At 68.3% G+C, this 14,991-nt stretch carries 12 protein-coding genes and 1 rRNA gene; 10 read left to right on the forward strand and 3 right to left on the reverse strand.

Features of this window, described 5'->3' with window-relative positions; all coding sequences use genetic code 11:
* Positions 1–126: 126 nt before the first annotated feature.
* The 6 genes from rrf (at position 127) to phoU (ending at position 7,592) form a co-directional block, all read left to right on the forward strand.
* A 5S ribosomal RNA gene (gene rrf, locus FG99_RS05665) occupies positions 127–242 on the forward strand.
* A 565-nt stretch (positions 243–807) separates the two neighbouring features.
* Entirely contained in the window at positions 808–1,779 is a 972-nt protein-coding gene (locus FG99_RS05670) for a phosphate ABC transporter substrate-binding protein PstS (protein WP_043268061.1), read from the forward strand.
* Positions 1,780–2,217: 438 nt separating this feature from the next.
* A complete protein-coding gene (locus tag FG99_RS05675) occupies positions 2,218–4,194 on the forward strand; it encodes an ABC transporter permease subunit (RefSeq protein ID WP_371263861.1) in 1,977 nt (658 codons plus the stop codon).
* A 26-nt stretch (positions 4,195–4,220) separates the two neighbouring features.
* Positions 4,221–5,897: a phosphate ABC transporter permease PstA gene (gene pstA / locus FG99_RS05680; protein ID WP_043268065.1), complete on the forward strand. Its 1,677-nt coding sequence runs from the start codon at positions 4,221–4,223 to the stop codon at positions 5,895–5,897.
* Positions 5,898–5,952: 55 nt separating this feature from the next.
* Entirely contained in the window at positions 5,953–6,789 is an 837-nt protein-coding gene (gene pstB, locus FG99_RS05685; RefSeq protein ID WP_043268067.1) for a phosphate ABC transporter ATP-binding protein PstB, read from the forward strand.
* A gap of 74 nt (positions 6,790–6,863) precedes the next feature.
* Positions 6,864–7,592, forward strand: coding sequence for a phosphate signaling complex protein PhoU (gene phoU, locus FG99_RS05690; RefSeq protein ID WP_009614205.1), 729 nt, complete (start codon positions 6,864–6,866; stop codon positions 7,590–7,592).
* A 391-nt stretch (positions 7,593–7,983) separates the two neighbouring features.
* Here the strand turns inward: phoU and FG99_RS05695 are convergent, their stop codons facing one another.
* Positions 7,984–8,934, reverse strand: a complete 951-nt coding sequence (locus tag FG99_RS05695) for a LysR family transcriptional regulator (RefSeq protein ID WP_043268069.1) — start codon at positions 8,932–8,934, stop codon at positions 7,984–7,986.
* Between the two features lie 156 nt (positions 8,935–9,090).
* Here FG99_RS05695 and FG99_RS05700 point away from each other — a divergent pair, with 156 nt between their 5' ends.
* From FG99_RS05700 to FG99_RS05715, 4 genes are all read left to right on the forward strand, one after another.
* A complete protein-coding gene (locus FG99_RS05700) occupies positions 9,091–10,266 on the forward strand; it encodes a M20 aminoacylase family protein (RefSeq protein ID WP_043268071.1) in 1,176 nt (391 codons plus the stop codon).
* A 24-nt stretch (positions 10,267–10,290) separates the two neighbouring features.
* Positions 10,291–11,601 carry an MFS transporter gene (locus FG99_RS05705; RefSeq protein WP_009614199.1) on the forward strand — a complete coding sequence of 437 codons (1,311 nt, stop codon included), beginning with the start codon at positions 10,291–10,293 and terminating at the stop codon, positions 11,599–11,601.
* 89 nt (positions 11,602–11,690) lie between these two features.
* Entirely contained in the window at positions 11,691–12,596 is a 906-nt protein-coding gene (locus FG99_RS05710; protein WP_043268073.1) for a response regulator, read from the forward strand.
* Positions 12,597–12,688: 92 nt separating this feature from the next.
* Positions 12,689–13,585, forward strand: a complete 897-nt coding sequence (locus tag FG99_RS05715; RefSeq protein ID WP_043268075.1) for a peptidoglycan DD-metalloendopeptidase family protein — start codon at positions 12,689–12,691, stop codon at positions 13,583–13,585.
* On the opposite strand, the gene FG99_RS05720 is transcribed toward FG99_RS05715, so the two are convergent.
* Together FG99_RS05720 and FG99_RS05725 are read right to left on the reverse strand one after the other, a co-directional pair.
* Positions 13,575–14,276 (reverse strand): GntR family transcriptional regulator, encoded by a 702-nt coding sequence (locus tag FG99_RS05720; RefSeq protein ID WP_043268077.1) that lies wholly within the window; start codon positions 14,274–14,276, stop codon positions 13,575–13,577. The genes FG99_RS05715 and FG99_RS05720 overlap by 11 nt on opposite strands.
* Positions 14,273–14,974, reverse strand: coding sequence for a FadR/GntR family transcriptional regulator (locus FG99_RS05725; protein ID WP_043268079.1), 702 nt, complete (start codon positions 14,972–14,974; stop codon positions 14,273–14,275). The genes FG99_RS05720 and FG99_RS05725 overlap by 4 nt, the downstream gene beginning before the upstream one ends.
* Positions 14,975–14,991: the final 17 nt, after the last annotated feature.

The following is a 14,991-nucleotide window of genomic DNA, read 5'->3' on the forward strand; positions in this document are numbered from 1 at the left end:
CAAACAATTTGTGTGTTAGACGGTGAAGTCGACGAACCGAAAGTTCGTGTGAACCGCAAAGAATACCTGTCACATACCCGAATCAGGGTGAACGTGAGCGCAAGCCACGAGCATCCGAAAGAATTGCTTGACGACCATAGAGCGTTGGAACCACCTGATCCCATCCCGAACTCAGCAGTGAAACGACGCATCGCCGATGGTAGTGTGGGGTTTCCCCATGTGAGAGTAGGTCATCGTCAAGCACCTATCCCAAAACCCCCGATCAGCCTGGCTGGTCGGGGGTTTTGCTTTGGGGCGCGGAAAGCCGGGGTGATCCCATCCACGCCATTGCATTCCCCTTGTAGGAGCGCGCCCTGCGCGCGAATCGCGGGCAGGGCCCGCTCCTACACGTGAGGCATGGCCATGGCGATGGGTATCGCTTCGCTCAACGCCATCCTACGAGGGTACGTCCTGCACCCGTAGGAGCGGACCTTGTCCGCGATAGCCGGCGGTCCCGGCGCGATTCGCGGATGAGATCCGCTCCTACGCCGCCCCACCTGCGCCATTCCCCTGTAGGAGCGCGCCCTGCGCGCGAAATCGCGGGCAGGGCCCGCTCCTACAGGTGGGTTCAGGCCTCGAAACCCATCCTACGGGGCGTTTCTTCGGCGCTCGTTGCGATTGAAATATTCCGTAATAAATACCGTCACATTTCTTCTCCGAGCCTGTCGGTTTTCATCTGGCTGTCACATTGCTTTCATAGAGTCTGCTCGCGCCCCATGAGAGCGGCGCCGAATTCCAGCCAGTCGGCCTTTCCCCAAGGAGCAAGGCATGAAACTCAAGCGTTTGATGGCGGCGCTGACCTTCGCCGCCGCCGGCGTGGGCGCTGCCAGCGCTTTCGCCGCGATCGACCCGGCGCTGCCGGACTACCAGAAGACCAGCGGCGTCTCTGGCAACCTCTCCAGCGTGGGCTCCGATACCCTGGCCAACCTCATGACGCTGTGGGCCGAGGAGTACAAGCGCCTGTACCCGAGCGTGAACGTGCAGATCCAGGCCGCGGGCTCCTCCACCGCGCCGCCGGCGCTCACCGAGGGCACCGCCAACCTCGGCCCGATGAGCCGCAAGATGAAGGACGTCGAGCTGCAGGCCTTCGAGCAGAAGTACGGCTACAAGCCCACCGCCGTGCCCGTCGCGGTCGACGCCCTGGCCGTCTTCGTGCACAAGGACAACCCCATCAAGGGCCTGACCATGCAGCAGGTCGACGCCATCTTCTCCGCCACCCGCCTGTGCGGCGCCAAGCAGGACGTGAAGACCTGGAGCGACCTGGGCCTGGGCGGCGACTGGGCCAACAAGCCGGTGCAGCTGTTCGGCCGCAACTCGGTGTCCGGTACCTACGGCTATTTCAAGGAAGAGGCCCTGTGCAAGGGCGACTTCAAGCCCAACGTCAACGAGCAGCCGGGTTCCGCTTCGGTGGTGCAGTCCATCAGCCAGTCGCTCAATGGCATCGGCTACTCCGGCATCGGCTACAAGACCGCCAGCGTGAGGACCGTGGCCCTGGCCAAGAAGCAGGGCGACCCCTACGTCGAGGACAACGAGCAGAACGCCCTGAACGGCACCTACCCGCTGGCGCGCTTCCTCTACGTCTACGTGAACAAGGCGCCGAACAAGCCGCTGGACCCGTTGGAAGCCCAGTTCCTGAAGATGGTGCTGTCCAAGACCGGCCAGGAAGTCGTGGTCAAGGACGGCTACATCCCGCTGCCGGCCAAGGTCGCGGCGAAGGCGGTCAAGGAACTGGGACTCTAGGTAGCGCCCCCGCCGGCCCCATGGGCTGAGCGGTAGGTGACCCGGCCCGTTGGCAGGCAACTGCCGACGGGCTTCGTCTCGTCATCTCTGTGTCATGTTTCTGTCATAGACTGCCGCAAGCGTGTCGCCCCCATGAATGACCTGGCCACTTCGTCGATGAGTAATTCCACCCCCGAGCGGATCGATTTCAATACCCCGACCCTGCGTCGCAAACGTCGCATGCGCGCCCTCAAGGACCGCCTGACGCGCTGGTACGTGCTGGTCGGCGGCCTGTCCGTGCTGGTGGCCATCACCCTCATCTTCTTCTACCTGGCCTATGTGGTGCTGCCGCTGTTCCGCGGCGCCGAGCTGGACGCCCGCGCGCCCCTGGCCCCGGCCTGGCTGAAGGAAGTACAGGCGCCCCTGCTGCTGAGCATCGAGGAGCAGAACCAGGTGGCCATGCGCGTGGCCGCCGACGGCCAGGTGCTGTTCTTCGACCTGGACAGCGGCGCCGAACTCAGCCGCCAGGCGCTCAAGCTGCCGGCCGGCAGCCAGGTGGTGTCCATCGCCGAGGACCAGCCGGGGCACCCGATGGTGGCGCTGGGCCTGTCCAACGGCCAGGCGCTGGTGTTCCGCCACGCCTACCAGGTCACCTACCCGGACAACCGCAAGACCATCACCCCGCAGATCGACTACCCCTACGGCGAGGCGCCCATCAGCCTCGACCCGCAGGGCCGCGCGCTGGAACACGTGGCCCTGGCCTCGGACGACGACGGCCTGCTGCTGGCCGGCTCCAGCGGCAGCCAGATGCTGCTGCTGAGCCTGACCAGCCAGGAAAACATGCTCACCGGCGAGACCACCCTGGAGCAGGAGGCCGTGAACCTGCCGCAGATCGCCGACCCGGTGAAGGCGATCTACATCGACCCGCGCAAGCAGTGGCTGTACGTCATCAACGGCCGCGCCCAGGCCGACGTCTTCGACCTGCGCACCCGCCAACTCAACGGCCGCTACAAGCTGCTCGACCATGCCAACCGCGAGGTCACCGCCAGCGCCCAGTTGCTGGGCGGCATTTCGTTGATGATCGGCAACTCCGACGGCGGCATCAGCCAGTGGTTCATGGCCCGCGACACCGACGGCGAACCGCGCCTGGCGCACGTGCGCGACTTCCAGCTGGGCAGCAAGCCGATCACCGCCATCGTTCCCGAGCAGCGTCGCAAGGGCTTCGTCGCCCTGGACAGCGCCGGCGAACTCGGCGTGTTCCACAGCACCGCGCACCGCACTTTGCTGGAGCAGCAAGTGGCGCCGGGCAGCGGTGTGCTGGCCCTGTCGCCGCGGGCCAACCGCCTGTTGCTGGAGCAGGGTGGCCAACTGCGCGGCTTCGACCTGAGCAACCCGCACCCGGAGGTTTCCTGGAGCGCGCTCTGGGGCAAGGTCTGGTACGAAAGCTACGACAAGCCGCAGTACGTCTGGCAGTCCACCGCCGCCACCACCGACTTCGAGCCCAAGCTGAGCCTGGCGCCGCTGACCTTCGGCACCCTCAAGGCGGCCTTCTACGCAATGATCCTGGCCGCCCCGCTGGCCATCGCCGCGGCCGTCTACACCGCCTACTTCATGGCCCCGGCGATGCGCCGCAAGGTCAAGCCGGTGATCGAGCTGATGGAGGCGTTGCCGACGGTGATCCTCGGCTTCTTCGCCGGCCTGTTCCTCGCGCCCTACGTCGAAGGCCACCTGCCGGGCATCTTCAGCCTGCTGCTGCTCACCCCGCTGGGCATTCTGCTCGCCGGCCTGCTCTGGAGCCGCCTGCCCGAGCGCATCCGCCTGGCGCTGCCGGGCGGCTGGGAAGCGGCGATCCTGATTCCCGTGGTGCTCGGCGTCGGCGCCTTCGCCCTGTGGCTCAGCCCGCACCTGGAAACCGCCTTCTTCGGCGGCGACATGCGCCTGTGGATAAGCCACGACCTGGGCATCACCTACGACCAGCGCAACGCCCTGATCGTCGGCCTGGCCATGGGCTTCGCGGTGATCCCGAACATCTTCTCCATCGCCGAGGACGCCATCTTCAGCGTGCCCCGCAGCCTCACCTACGGCTCCCTGGCCCTGGGCGCCACGCCCTGGCAGACGCTGACCCGCGTGGTGATCCTCACTGCCAGCCCGGGCATCTTCTCGGCGCTGATGATCGGCATGGGCCGCGCCGTGGGCGAGACCATGATCGTGCTGATGGCCACCGGCAACACCCCGGTGATGGACATGAACATCTTCCAGGGCATGCGCACCCTGGCGGCGAACGTGGCGGTGGAAATGCCCGAGTCGGAGGTGGGCGGCACCCACTACCGCGTGCTGTTCCTTTCGGCGCTGGTGCTGCTGACCTTCACCTTCGTGATGAACACCCTGGCCGAGCTGATCCGTCAGCGGCTGCGGAAGAAATACGCGTCGCTCTGAGCGGCGTCTGAAGAGGCACTTTCCAAGTGAAACAGAAGCAGGAAACGCTGAAAGCCTGGTTCGCCAGCGGTTCTCCCTGGGTGTGGATGAACGCCGGCGCGGTTTCCATCGCGGTGATCATGACCCTCGGCCTGCTGGCCGTCATCGCCGTGCGCGGCCTCGGCCACTTCTGGCCGGCCGACGTGCTGGAGGCGCGCTACAGCGTGCCCGGGCAGGAAGCGAAGGTGCTGATCGGCGAAGAAGTGCAGGTCGAGGAAGTGCCGCGCGAACGCCTGCGCGGCGCCGGCCTGCCGGTACCGGCCGAAGGCCCCGAATTCATGACCCGCGAGCTGCTCAAGCTGGGCAACCGCGACCTCTACGGCAGCGACTTCTCCTGGGTGATCGGCGACTGGCTCGCCGAGCGGCGCTGGCCGCAGGAGCTGGTGACCCTGGAGCGCCGCGAGTGGGGCAACTACTACGGCTACCTGGTCAGCGTGAAACAGGACGGCCAGGTGGTGGCCCAGGGCGCCGGCGCCATGCCTGAACTGCAGCAGCGCCTGCGGCGGGTGGAAGGGTTGTACGACCAGCTCTACCAGCTGGAGAAGAAGGACATCGGCAGCATCAACCACGAGCTGGAGCGCCTGCGCCTGAAGGAGCGCCGCCTGCAACTGCACGGCGAGCTGGATGCCACCGCCCAGGCCGACCTCGCCGCCGCCCGCGCCGAGCTGCAGGGGCGCTACCGCGAGTACGAAGACCGGCTGGGCGAGCTGCGCCAGCAGTTCAACCGCGACAGCGTGGTGATGCGCGAGGCCGGCGGCCGCGAGACCGAGATCAGCCTCGGCAAGCTGGTCCATGCCTACCAGCCCAACGCCATGGGCTTCGGCGCCAAGCTGTCGTTCTACTTCAAGAAGCTCTGGGAGTTCCTCAGCGAGGACCCGCGCGAGGCCAATACCGAGGGCGGCATCTTCCCGGCGATCTTCGGCACCGTGATGATGACCCTGGTGATGGCGGTGATCGTCACCCCGTTCGGCGTCATCGCCGCGGTCTACCTGCGCGAGTACGCGCGCCAGGGCCTGCTGACGCGGGTGATCCGCATCGCCGTGAACAACCTCGCCGGGGTCCCGGCCATCGTCTACGGCGTGTTCGGCCTGGGCTTCTTCGTCTACGTGCTGGGCGGCTCGATCGACCGGCTGTTCTTCCCCGAGGCGCTGCCGGCGCCGACCTTCGGCACCCCGGGGCTGTTCTGGGCCTCGCTGACCCTGGCGATCCTCGCCGTGCCGGTGGTGATCGTGGCCACCGAGGAAGGCCTGTCGCGCATCCCGCGGGCGATCCGCGAGGGCTCCCTGGCCCTGGGCGCGACCAAGGCCGAGACGCTGTGGAAGATCGTCCTGCCCATGGCCAGCCCGGCCATGATGACCGGCCTGATCCTCGCCGTGGCCCGCGCCGCCGGCGAAGTGGCGCCGCTGATGCTGGTGGGCGTGGTGAAACTGGCGCCGTCGCTGCCGGTGGACGGCAACTACCCCTACGTGCACCTGGACCAGAAGATCATGCACCTGGGCTTCCACATCTACGACGTCGGCTTCCAGAGCCCCAACGTCGAGGCCGCGCGGCCGCTGGTGTACGCCACCGCGCTGCTGCTGGTGCTGGTGATCGCCCTGCTGAACTTCTCCGCCATCGCCATCCGCAACCGCCTGCGCGAGAAGTACAAGGCGCTGGAAAACTGATCCGCGGCCGCCGCCCGCGCAGGCGGCGGCCCGAGCCTCCAACGGGAGAGACGAGATGCAACAAGAACCCCATCGCCATGGCATCGACCTCGCCGCCCTCGGCCGGCCGATCCGCGAGGGCATGCGCCTGGACAAGGAGACCGTGGCCCTGGAAGTGCCCGGCCTGAACCTGTTCTACGGCCAGAAGCAGGCGCTGTTCGACGTCGCCATGCAGATTCCCAAACAGCGCGTGACCGCCTTCATCGGCCCGTCCGGCTGCGGCAAGTCGACCCTGCTGCGCTGCTTCAACCGCATGAACGACCTGGTCGACGACTGCCGCGTGGAAGGCGAGATCCGTCTCGACGGCCACGACATCTTCGCCCGCGGCGTGGACGTGGCCGAGCTGCGCCGCCGCGTCGGCATGGTGTTCCAGAAGCCCAACCCCTTCCCCAAGACCATCTACGAGAACGTGGTCTACGGCTTGCGTATCCAGGGTGTGAACAAGAAGCGCACCCTCGACGAGGCCGTGGAATGGGCGCTCAAGGGCGCGGCATTGTGGGACGAAGTGAAGGACCGCCTGCACGAGTCGGCCCTGGGCCTGTCTGGCGGCCAGCAGCAGCGCCTGGTGATCGCCCGGACCATCGCGGTGGAGCCGGAAGTGCTGCTGCTCGACGAGCCCTGCTCGGCGCTGGACCCGATCTCCACGCTGAAGATCGAGGAACTGATCTACGAACTGAAATCCAAGTTCACCATCGTGATAGTCACCCACAACATGCAGCAGGCCGCGCGGGTCTCCGACTACACGGCGTTCATGTACATGGGCAAGCTGATCGAGTTCGGCGACACCGACACGCTCTTCACCAACCCGGCGAAGAAGCAGACCGAGGACTACATCACCGGGCGCTACGGCTAAGGGTCGGGCGGCGGTCGCATCATAAATCTGCAACCTTCGGAGCGTAGCCTGCAGCTTTCGCGGAGCGAAACCACATGATCAACAAAGAAAGTCTCAGCCATCACATCTCCCAGCAGTTCAACGCCGAGCTGGAAGACGTGCGCAGCCACCTCCTGGCCATGGGCGGGCTGGTGGAGAAACAGGTCAACGACGCGGTCACCGCGCTGATCGACGCCGACTCGGGCCTGGCCCAGCAGGTGCGCGAGATCGACGACCAGATCAACCAGATGGAGCGCAACATCGACGAGGAATGCCTGCGCATCCTCGCCCGTCGCCAGCCGGCGGCCTCCGACCTGCGCCTGATCATCAGCATCTCCAAGTCGGTGATCGACCTCGAGCGCATCGGCGACGAAGCCTCGAAGATCGCCCGCCGCGCCATCCAGCTGTGCGAAGAAGGCGAGTCGCCGCGCGGCTACGTCGAGGTGCGCCACATCGGCGGCCAGGTGCGCAAGATGGTGCAGGAGGCGCTGGACGCCTTCGCCCGTTTCGACGCCGACCTGGCGCTGTCGGTGGCGCAGTACGACAAGACCGTCGACCGCGAGTACAAGACCGCCCTGCGCGAACTGGTGACCTACATGATGGAAGACCCGCGGGCCATCTCCCGGGTGCTCAACGTCATCTGGGCCCTGCGCTCGCTGGAACGCATCGGCGACCACGCGCGCAACATCGCCGAACTGGTGATCTACCTGGTGCGTGGCACCGACGTCCGCCACATCGGCCTGACGCGCATGAAGGAAGAAGTGCAGGGCAAGTCCGATAGCTGAGCCGCACCTGGGCTCATGGCAGTGCTCGCCGAAACGCCAACCCTGCTGCGCCGAGCCGCTTTTCGTAGGATGGGTTGAGCCTGCGAAACCCATGATGCGGTGGTGGCGATGGGTATCGCTTCGCTCAACACCATCCTACGAGGGGCCGTGCCCGTCCGTAGGGGGTAGGAGCGGACCTTGTCCGCGATAGCCGGGCGTCCCGGCGCGATTCGCGGATGAGATCCGCCTACGCTGCCCCACCCGCGCCATTCCCCTGTAGGAGCGCGCCCTGCGCGCGAAATCGCGGGCAGGGCCCGCTACGCTGCCCCACCCGCGCCATTCCCATGTAGGAGCGCGCCCTGCGCGCGATTCGCGGGCAGGGCCCGCTACGAAATCGGTCTTGGCCCCTCCCTCAGAAACTCAACCTCACCATCTCCGCCAACTGCCGGCCCGCGGGATCGCGGGCTCGGCTGTTGTCCTTCAGCGCCTGCTGCAGGCAGTGGATGAAGTGCCGGGAGGTCGCGTCCAGCCCCTGGTCACGCAGGCGGATGATGCTGATGTCCCCGTCCGGCAATGGTTCCTCCAGCGCCAGGGCCCGTGCGCCGCTGCGCAGCGGTTCGCAGAGCATCATCGGCTGCGGCGCGTAGCCGAGCAGGCCGGCGTCGACGATCAGGCTGCTGAGCATGCCCGCGGAATGGGCGCAGACGATGCGTTCGCGGGCGATCTGCAGGCCATGCTGGCCGAACAGTTCATGGGTGGTCTCGGCGTAGCGGTCGGCGGTGAAGTTCATCGTCCAGTCGTGCTCCAGCAACTGCCTCAGCGAGCGCGCCGAGGCCAGCGGGTGGCCGTTGCGGGCTACCACCTGCATGCGGTAGTGCGCCAGCGGCTGGTGCACGAAGTCCGCGCCCTGGAGGATGCCCGCCGGGCCCAGGGCGAACTGCATGCGGCCCGTGCGCAGCAGCGGCAGGATCACCGCCTGCAGCCCCTCGTACAGCTCCAGGTGGACCTGCGGCATGTCCCTGCGGAAGGCCTGCAGGGCGTTGCCCAGCAAGGTCTGGCCGAACCAGGGGGTGACGCCGACGCACAGCGTCGCCGCGCCTTCGCCGCGCAGGGCGGCCAGTTCCTGGCGGGCGCTGTCGAGCTGGGTGGCGATCTGCCGGGCGCGGGGCAGCAGCACCTGCCCGGCGGTGGTCAGCCGGGCGCCGCCGGCGTGACGCATCAGCAGCGGCAGCCCCTGTTCCTCCTCCAGCTCGCGCAGGGCACGGGTCACCGCGGCCTGGCTGAGGCCCAGGCCACGGGCCGCGGCACGGATGCCGCCGCCGTCGGCCACGGCTATCAAAGCCTGCAACTGATGCAGTTTCAACGCTCGCCTCCCCTCCGAACACCGGAGGTCGTCACGACAACATTTTTTTGGCTTATGCGCATGCGGCGCCGACGCTAGGGTAATCCACGCCCAGCATACCGGCCGGTCACGGGCATCGATCCAGTCCAATCCCACAAGAAAAACAGGAGCGAGCCGATGAACAGAGCCTGCATAGCGCCGGGCATAGCCGCCATCGTCCCGGAAATGGTCGAACTGCGCCGGGCCATCCACGCCGAACCCGAGCTGGGCTTCGAAGAGTACTCCACCCGCGAGCGGGTCATCGAACGGCTGCGCGCCTGGGGCTACGAGATCGCCGAGATGGCCGGCACCGGGGTGATCGCCACCCTGCGCAATGGCCCCGGCCCGGTGCTGGGCCTGCGCGCCGAGCTGGATGCGCTGCCGATCCACGAGCAGAGCGGGCTGCCCTGGAGCAGCCGGGTGCCCGGCAAGATGCACGCCTGCGGCCACGACGGGCACACCGCCATGCTCCTGGCCGCGGCCTGCGAGCTGGCCCGCGAGCGCAGCTGGCGCGGCACCCTGCACCTGTTCTTCCAGCCCGCCGAGGAAGGCCATGGCGGCTCCGGGGCCAAGCGCATGCTCGACGAGGGCCTGCTGCAGCGTTTCCCCTGCGACGCCCTGTTCGCCATGCACAACCTGCCCGGCCTGGCCGAGGGGCGCTTCATGGTCATGCCGGGGCCGTGCATGGCCTCGGCCGACGACGTGACCATCCTCATCCACGGCCGCGGCGGCCACGGCGCCATGCCCGAGCAGACAGTGGACCCGATCCTCGCCGGCGCGGCGCTGGTCGGCGCCCTGCAGAGCCTGGTGTCGCGCAACGTGCCGCCGTCCGAGGCGGCGGTGCTGACCGTGGGCGCCTTCCTCGCCGGCGACGCCAGCAACGTCATCCCCGACAGCGCCGAACTGCGCCTGAGCGTGCGCGCGCTGAGCCCGCAGGTGCGCGAGCTGCTGCTGCGGCGCATCCATGAACTGGCGCAGCAGCTGGCCGCCAGTTTTGGCGCTCGCGCCGAAGTCCTGGTGGCGGCGGATGGCTACCCGGTGCTGGTCAACGACCCCGGCTGCGCGGGGCTGGTCCGCGAGCTGGTGCTCGACTGGCTCGGCGACGAGGGCCTGGAGCCCGAGCCGCGGCCCATCCATGCCAGCGAGGACTTCGCCTTCTGGCTGGAGCAGGCGCCCGGCTGCTACCTGATGATCGGCAATGGCGACGGCGAGGGCGGCTGCGCGGTGCACAACCCCGGGTACGACTTCAACGACCGCATCCTGCCGCTGGGCGCGACCTTCTGGGTCCGCCTGACGCAGCGCTTCCTGGCCTGAATCCTTCCCGCGGGGAATCCCAGCATGACAACAAGAACGACATCCTTCGCTGCGAGCGCCGAACCTTCCCGTGCCGGGCGCACCCGCGCCATCGCCGCGGTGTGCCTGGGCAACGCCCTGGAGTTCTACGACTTCCTCGTCTACAGCCTGCTCGCCACGCTGATGGCGCGGCTGTTCTTCCCCTTCGGGGAAAACCCGCTGACTTCGCTGATGCTGTCCTTCGCGGTGTTCGGCACCGGCTTCGTCATGCGCCCGCTCGGCGGCCTGCTGATCGGCCTGTACGCCGACCGCGCCGGGCGCAAGGCGGCCATGCGCCTGACGCTGTGGCTGATGGCCCTGGGCGCGCTGCTGTTCACCGTGGCGCCGACCTATGCCCAGGCCGGGCTGGTCGGGCCGCTGGTGATCATAGTCGCGCGCCTGCTGCAGGGCTTCGCCGTCGGCGGGCAGGTGGGCACCGCCACCACCATTCTGATGGAATACGCCGGCTCGGGCTCGCGGGCCTACTACTGCAGCTGGCAGGTGTTCAGCCAGAGCCTGGGCACCATCATGGGCGCGCTGGTGGTGCTGACGCTGAGCAACCTGCTGAGCCCCGAGGCCATGGACAGCTGGGGCTGGCGGGCGGTCTTCGCGGTGGGCATCCTGGCCATCCCGGTCAGCGAATACATCCGCCACCGCCTGGAGGAAACCCTGCCGGCCGCCGCCCAGGGCGACAGCCGGCAGGCGCGGGAAGGCGGCCTGGCGCTGCTGTGCCGGCACCCGCGGCAGCTGCTCACCGGCGTGCTGCTGGTGATCGGCGTCTCGGTGCCGGTCTACATCACCCAGTTCTACCTGGCCAACCACGCCATCAGCGTGCTGGGCATGCCGCTGGGCGTCGCCACCTGGGCCGCGGTGGTGAGCAGCCTGCCGTCGCTGCTGCTGGCGCCCCACGCCGGGCGCCTGAGCGACCGCATCGGCCGGCGCCGCTCGATCTTCTGGCCGCTGCCGATCCTGTTGCTGGCGACCTACCCGGCGTTCCTGCTGCTCAACCAATGGCCCAGCATCGGCCTGCTGCTGCTGATCGTGGGGCTGCTCAACATCCCGCTGACATACGGCATGGTGGCGTCCCTGGCGATCCTGCCGGAGCTGTTCCCGGCGGCGATCCGCGCCACCGGCCTGTCGGTCACCTACTGCGTCGGCGTCGCGCTGTTCGGCGGCTTCGCGCAGTTCTTCGCCGCCGGGCTGATCGACCTCACCGGCAGCCCGAACGCGCCGGCCTGGTACCTGGTGGGCGCCATCCTGCTATGCCTGGCCGGGTTGCGGATGGCTCCGGAAACCGTAGGGCGAACGCTGGATTGATTGACGGATGTGTCCGACCGGTCACGTCGGCATGGCATCCTGCCAGTGCCCGAGGCTATCCTTCGCCTTGGCGTTCCAGGGAGTCGACGATGAGCAAGGTCAGTGTTCTGGTGGTGGATGATGCACCTTTCATCCGCGACCTGGTGAAGAAGGGATTGCGCGACCATTTTCCGGGGTTGCGCATCGAGGAGGCGGTGAACGGCCGCAAGGCCCAGCAGCACCTCGCCCGCCACGCGGTCGACCTGATCCTCTGCGACTGGGAGATGCCGGAGATGTCCGGCATCGAACTGCTCGGCTGGTGCCGCGCCCAGGCGCCGCTGAAGGACGTGCCCTTCATCATGGTGACCAGCCGCGGCGACAAGGAGAACGTGGTCCAGGCCATCCAGGCCGGGGTGTCGGACTACATCGGCAAGCCCTTCTCCAACGACCAGTTGGTGAGCAAGGTGCGCAAGGCCCTGAGCCGCGCCGGCAAGCTCGATGCGCTGCTGGCCTCGGCGCCGCAGCGCAGCCTGGCCAGCGGCCCGCCGAACGACTCTCTCGCCGCCCTCACCGGCGGCAAGGCCGAGGTGGTGCGTACCCCGGCTGCTCCAGCCGCGGCCCCGGCGCCCGCCCGTCCGGCTCCTGCTGCCGCGCCGGCCCCCGCGCCTGCGCGCAGTGGCGCCCAGGGCAAGGGCCAGGGGCAGTTGCGCCTGCCCAATGCCAGCCTGCCCTGCGTGATCCGCGGGCTCAGCCTGAAGGAGGCGCAGCTGGTGGTGAAGCGCGGCCAGGTGTTGCCGCAGGTGCTGGAAACCGCGGTGCTCGACCTGGAGGAAGACAACGAGGTGGCGCGCCTGAACGGCTACCTGCACTCGGTGGCGGCGCTGGAGCCCAAGCCCGACAGCGAGTGGCTGCTGCTGTTGCTGCGCTTCGTCGACCGCGACCCGCAGAAGCTCGACTACCTGTCGCGCCTGATCGCCCGCGGCAGCACCCAGAAGCACTACGTCCCCGGCGCCTGAGGCCTGCTTCACAGCCCGACGGCCGGCGGCTCGCCGCTGCCGGTCTCGGCTGCTAGTCTTGCTGGCGTCGAATACCTATAACCAGAGTCGACATGCTAGGGCGCTTTTTCTTCCTCTGCAGTCTATGGATGGCTGCGGGGCCGGCTGCGGCCGTGACCATCTACAAGTACGTCGACGCCAATGGCGTGGTCACCTACACGGACAAGGCCGTGGCGGGTGCGCAGGTGTTCGTCTTCCGCGACCGCATGGTCGAGCACCTGGAGCAGCAGGTGAAGCTGCAGACGCTCAGGCACGACGGCTTCGAAACCCTGCAGGTGCGCAACGACCTCTACGCCCCGGTGGAAGTGGAGCTGAGCGTGAACGCCGCGCAGAACGCCGTGGGCGTGCCGGAGAAGCCGATCCGCTGGGTGCTGGCGCCGCGCAGCGCCATCCGCCTGGCCACGCTGAGCCCGCGCGACGCGTCGCGGCCGATGCAGTACAAGCCCAAGCTGCGCTACGCCCTGGGCGACCCGCGCCTGCAACCGGTGCCCTACGACTATCCGCTGCCCTGGCGCGGCGGGCCCTTCCGCCTGAGCCAGGGCGCCAACGGCAAGTACAGCCACTTCACCCCCAAGAGCCGCTACGCGCTGGACATCGCCATGCCCGAGGGCACGCCCATCGTGGCCGCCCGCGGCGGCACCGTGGTGAAGGTGGAGAACGCCCAGAGCGGGCGCGGCAACAACCCCTCCGGCAACTTCGTGCGCATCCTCCACGACGACGGCACCATGGGCGTCTACCTGCACCTGATGCGCGGCTCGGTGCTGGTCAGCGAGGGCCAGCGCGTCGGCGTCGGCACGCCCCTGGCGCGCTCGGGCAACACCGGCAACAGCAGCGGCCCGCACCTGCACTTCGTGGTGCAGCGCAACGTCGGCCTGGCGCTGGAATCCATCCCCTACGACTTCGCCCAGCCGGTGGGTACCCTGCCGAACTTCGCGGTGGTCAAGGAATAGCCAGCTTCCCGGCGAAGGCCGCGCGCAGGTCGGTGGTCGGCGGCGGGGCGAAGCGCAGGCGCTCGCCCACGCCGCGCAGGTAGCTTTCCAGGCAGGCGCAGGCGCGCTCCGCGTCGCCTTCAGCCAGGGCTTCGAGCATCTCGGCCTGTTGCCGGCAGCTGTCCGCGGTATGGGCCTGGCCGCGGCCCAGGGCAATGCTCACGGCCAGGCGCTCCAGCAGCGGGCCCAGCAGGTCGGGCAACAGGGGATTGGCCGACAGCTGGGCCAGGCGCAGGTGCAGGTTCCGGGCCCATTCCTGGGCGCCCAGCGCGTCGTCCGCTGCCAGGCAGCGGCGCTGGGTGGCGAGCATTTCCCGCAGTTCCGCCAGGTTTTGCCCGTCCAGCCTTCCGGCCAGGCGCCGGAGCATGTCGCTTTCCAGCAGCAGGCGGGTTTCCAGCAGTTGGCGCAGGCGCTGCGGATCGGCGCGGGCGACGCTGGCGATGCGCCGTGGCGCCAGTTCTACCGCGCCTTCCCGGGCCAGGCGCTGCAGGGCGCGACGCACGCTGCTGGGGCCGGCGTGGAAGATCCGCCCGAGGGTTTCCTGGCTGAGCGGCGCGGCCGGCCGCAGGCGCCGCGCGAGGATGGCGGCGTGCAGGTCCTCGTAGATCCGCTGGGCCTGGCCGCGGCGGCGCGGGCCGGTTTCGCCGTTCATCGCCCGGTCCCCGCTTCCGGCACGCGCAGCGCCAGGTTCAGGCGCAGGCCTTCGTTGAGGATGTGCTGGCGCATGGCCTGGCTGGCGCCGTCGCTGTCATGCTGGCGGATGGCGCGGACGATGGCCTCGTGCTCGGCCAGCAGTTCCTCGGCGTGGGCGGCGTTGCGCTGGATGAGGTGGTCGCTTTGCTCCAGGGCGCCGGCGATCTGTTGCGAGACGCTGAGGAAGATCGGGTTGGAGGTCAGCGCCACCAGCTTGCGGTGGAAGCTGTTGTAGGCCTCGACCACGGCGGCGGCGCGGCCGTCCTCCACCGCTTCGCGCATGTCCAGCAGCAGCAGGCGCAGGCGGCCGAGGGAGTCGCCGTCGATGCTCTGCGCCACCAGCCCGGCGATGAAGGGTTCCAGGGCGTAGCGCAGTTGCAGCACGTCTTCCAGGGTGGCCGTGGCCGGGGCGCGGATCTCGCGCAGGGCGTTTTCGTCACGCTGCAGCACCATCACGCCCTTGCCGGGCAGCGAGCGCACCACGCCGAGGGTCTCCAGCACGGTGATGGCTTCGCGCAGGCTGGGCCGGCTGATTTCCAGCTGCTCGGCCAGTTCGCGCTGGCCCGGCAGCATCTGGCCGGCCGCCCAGCGCCCTTGCTCTATGGTCTCGAGCAGTTTCTGAACCACTGAATTGACCAGTTTGGATGAGGAAAACATGGTTGCTCCTGAGGCAG

The sequence above is a fragment of the Pseudomonas sp. AAC genome (genome assembly GCF_000725445.1).
Lineage (GTDB): Bacteria > Pseudomonadota > Gammaproteobacteria > Pseudomonadales > Pseudomonadaceae > Pseudomonas > Pseudomonas citronellolis.

Bases quoted from the DNA above. Each gene is read 5' to 3' on its own strand.
- FG99_RS05720 (WP_043268077.1), bottom strand. From the start codon at position 14,276: ATGAACGGCGAAACCGGCCCGCGCCGCCGCGGCCAGGCCCAGCGGATC.
- FG99_RS05670 (WP_043268061.1), top strand. From the start codon at position 808: ATGAAACTCAAGCGTTTGATGGCGGCGCTGACCTTCGCCGCCGCCGGC.
- FG99_RS05700 (WP_043268071.1), top strand. From the start codon at position 9,091: ATGAACAGAGCCTGCATAGCGCCGGGCATAGCCGCCATCGTCCCGGAA.
- FG99_RS05705 (WP_009614199.1), top strand. From the start codon at position 10,291: ATGACAACAAGAACGACATCCTTCGCTGCGAGCGCCGAACCTTCCCGT.
- phoU (WP_009614205.1), top strand. From the start codon at position 6,864: ATGATCAACAAAGAAAGTCTCAGCCATCACATCTCCCAGCAGTTCAAC.
- FG99_RS05710 (WP_043268073.1), top strand. From the start codon at position 11,691: ATGAGCAAGGTCAGTGTTCTGGTGGTGGATGATGCACCTTTCATCCGC.
- pstB (WP_043268067.1), top strand. From the start codon at position 5,953: ATGCAACAAGAACCCCATCGCCATGGCATCGACCTCGCCGCCCTCGGC.
- FG99_RS05715 (WP_043268075.1), top strand. From the start codon at position 12,689: ATGCTAGGGCGCTTTTTCTTCCTCTGCAGTCTATGGATGGCTGCGGGG.
- FG99_RS05675 (WP_371263861.1), top strand. From the start codon at position 2,218: ATGCGCGTGGCCGCCGACGGCCAGGTGCTGTTCTTCGACCTGGACAGC.
- FG99_RS05725 (WP_043268079.1), bottom strand. From the start codon at position 14,974: ATGTTTTCCTCATCCAAACTGGTCAATTCAGTGGTTCAGAAACTGCTC.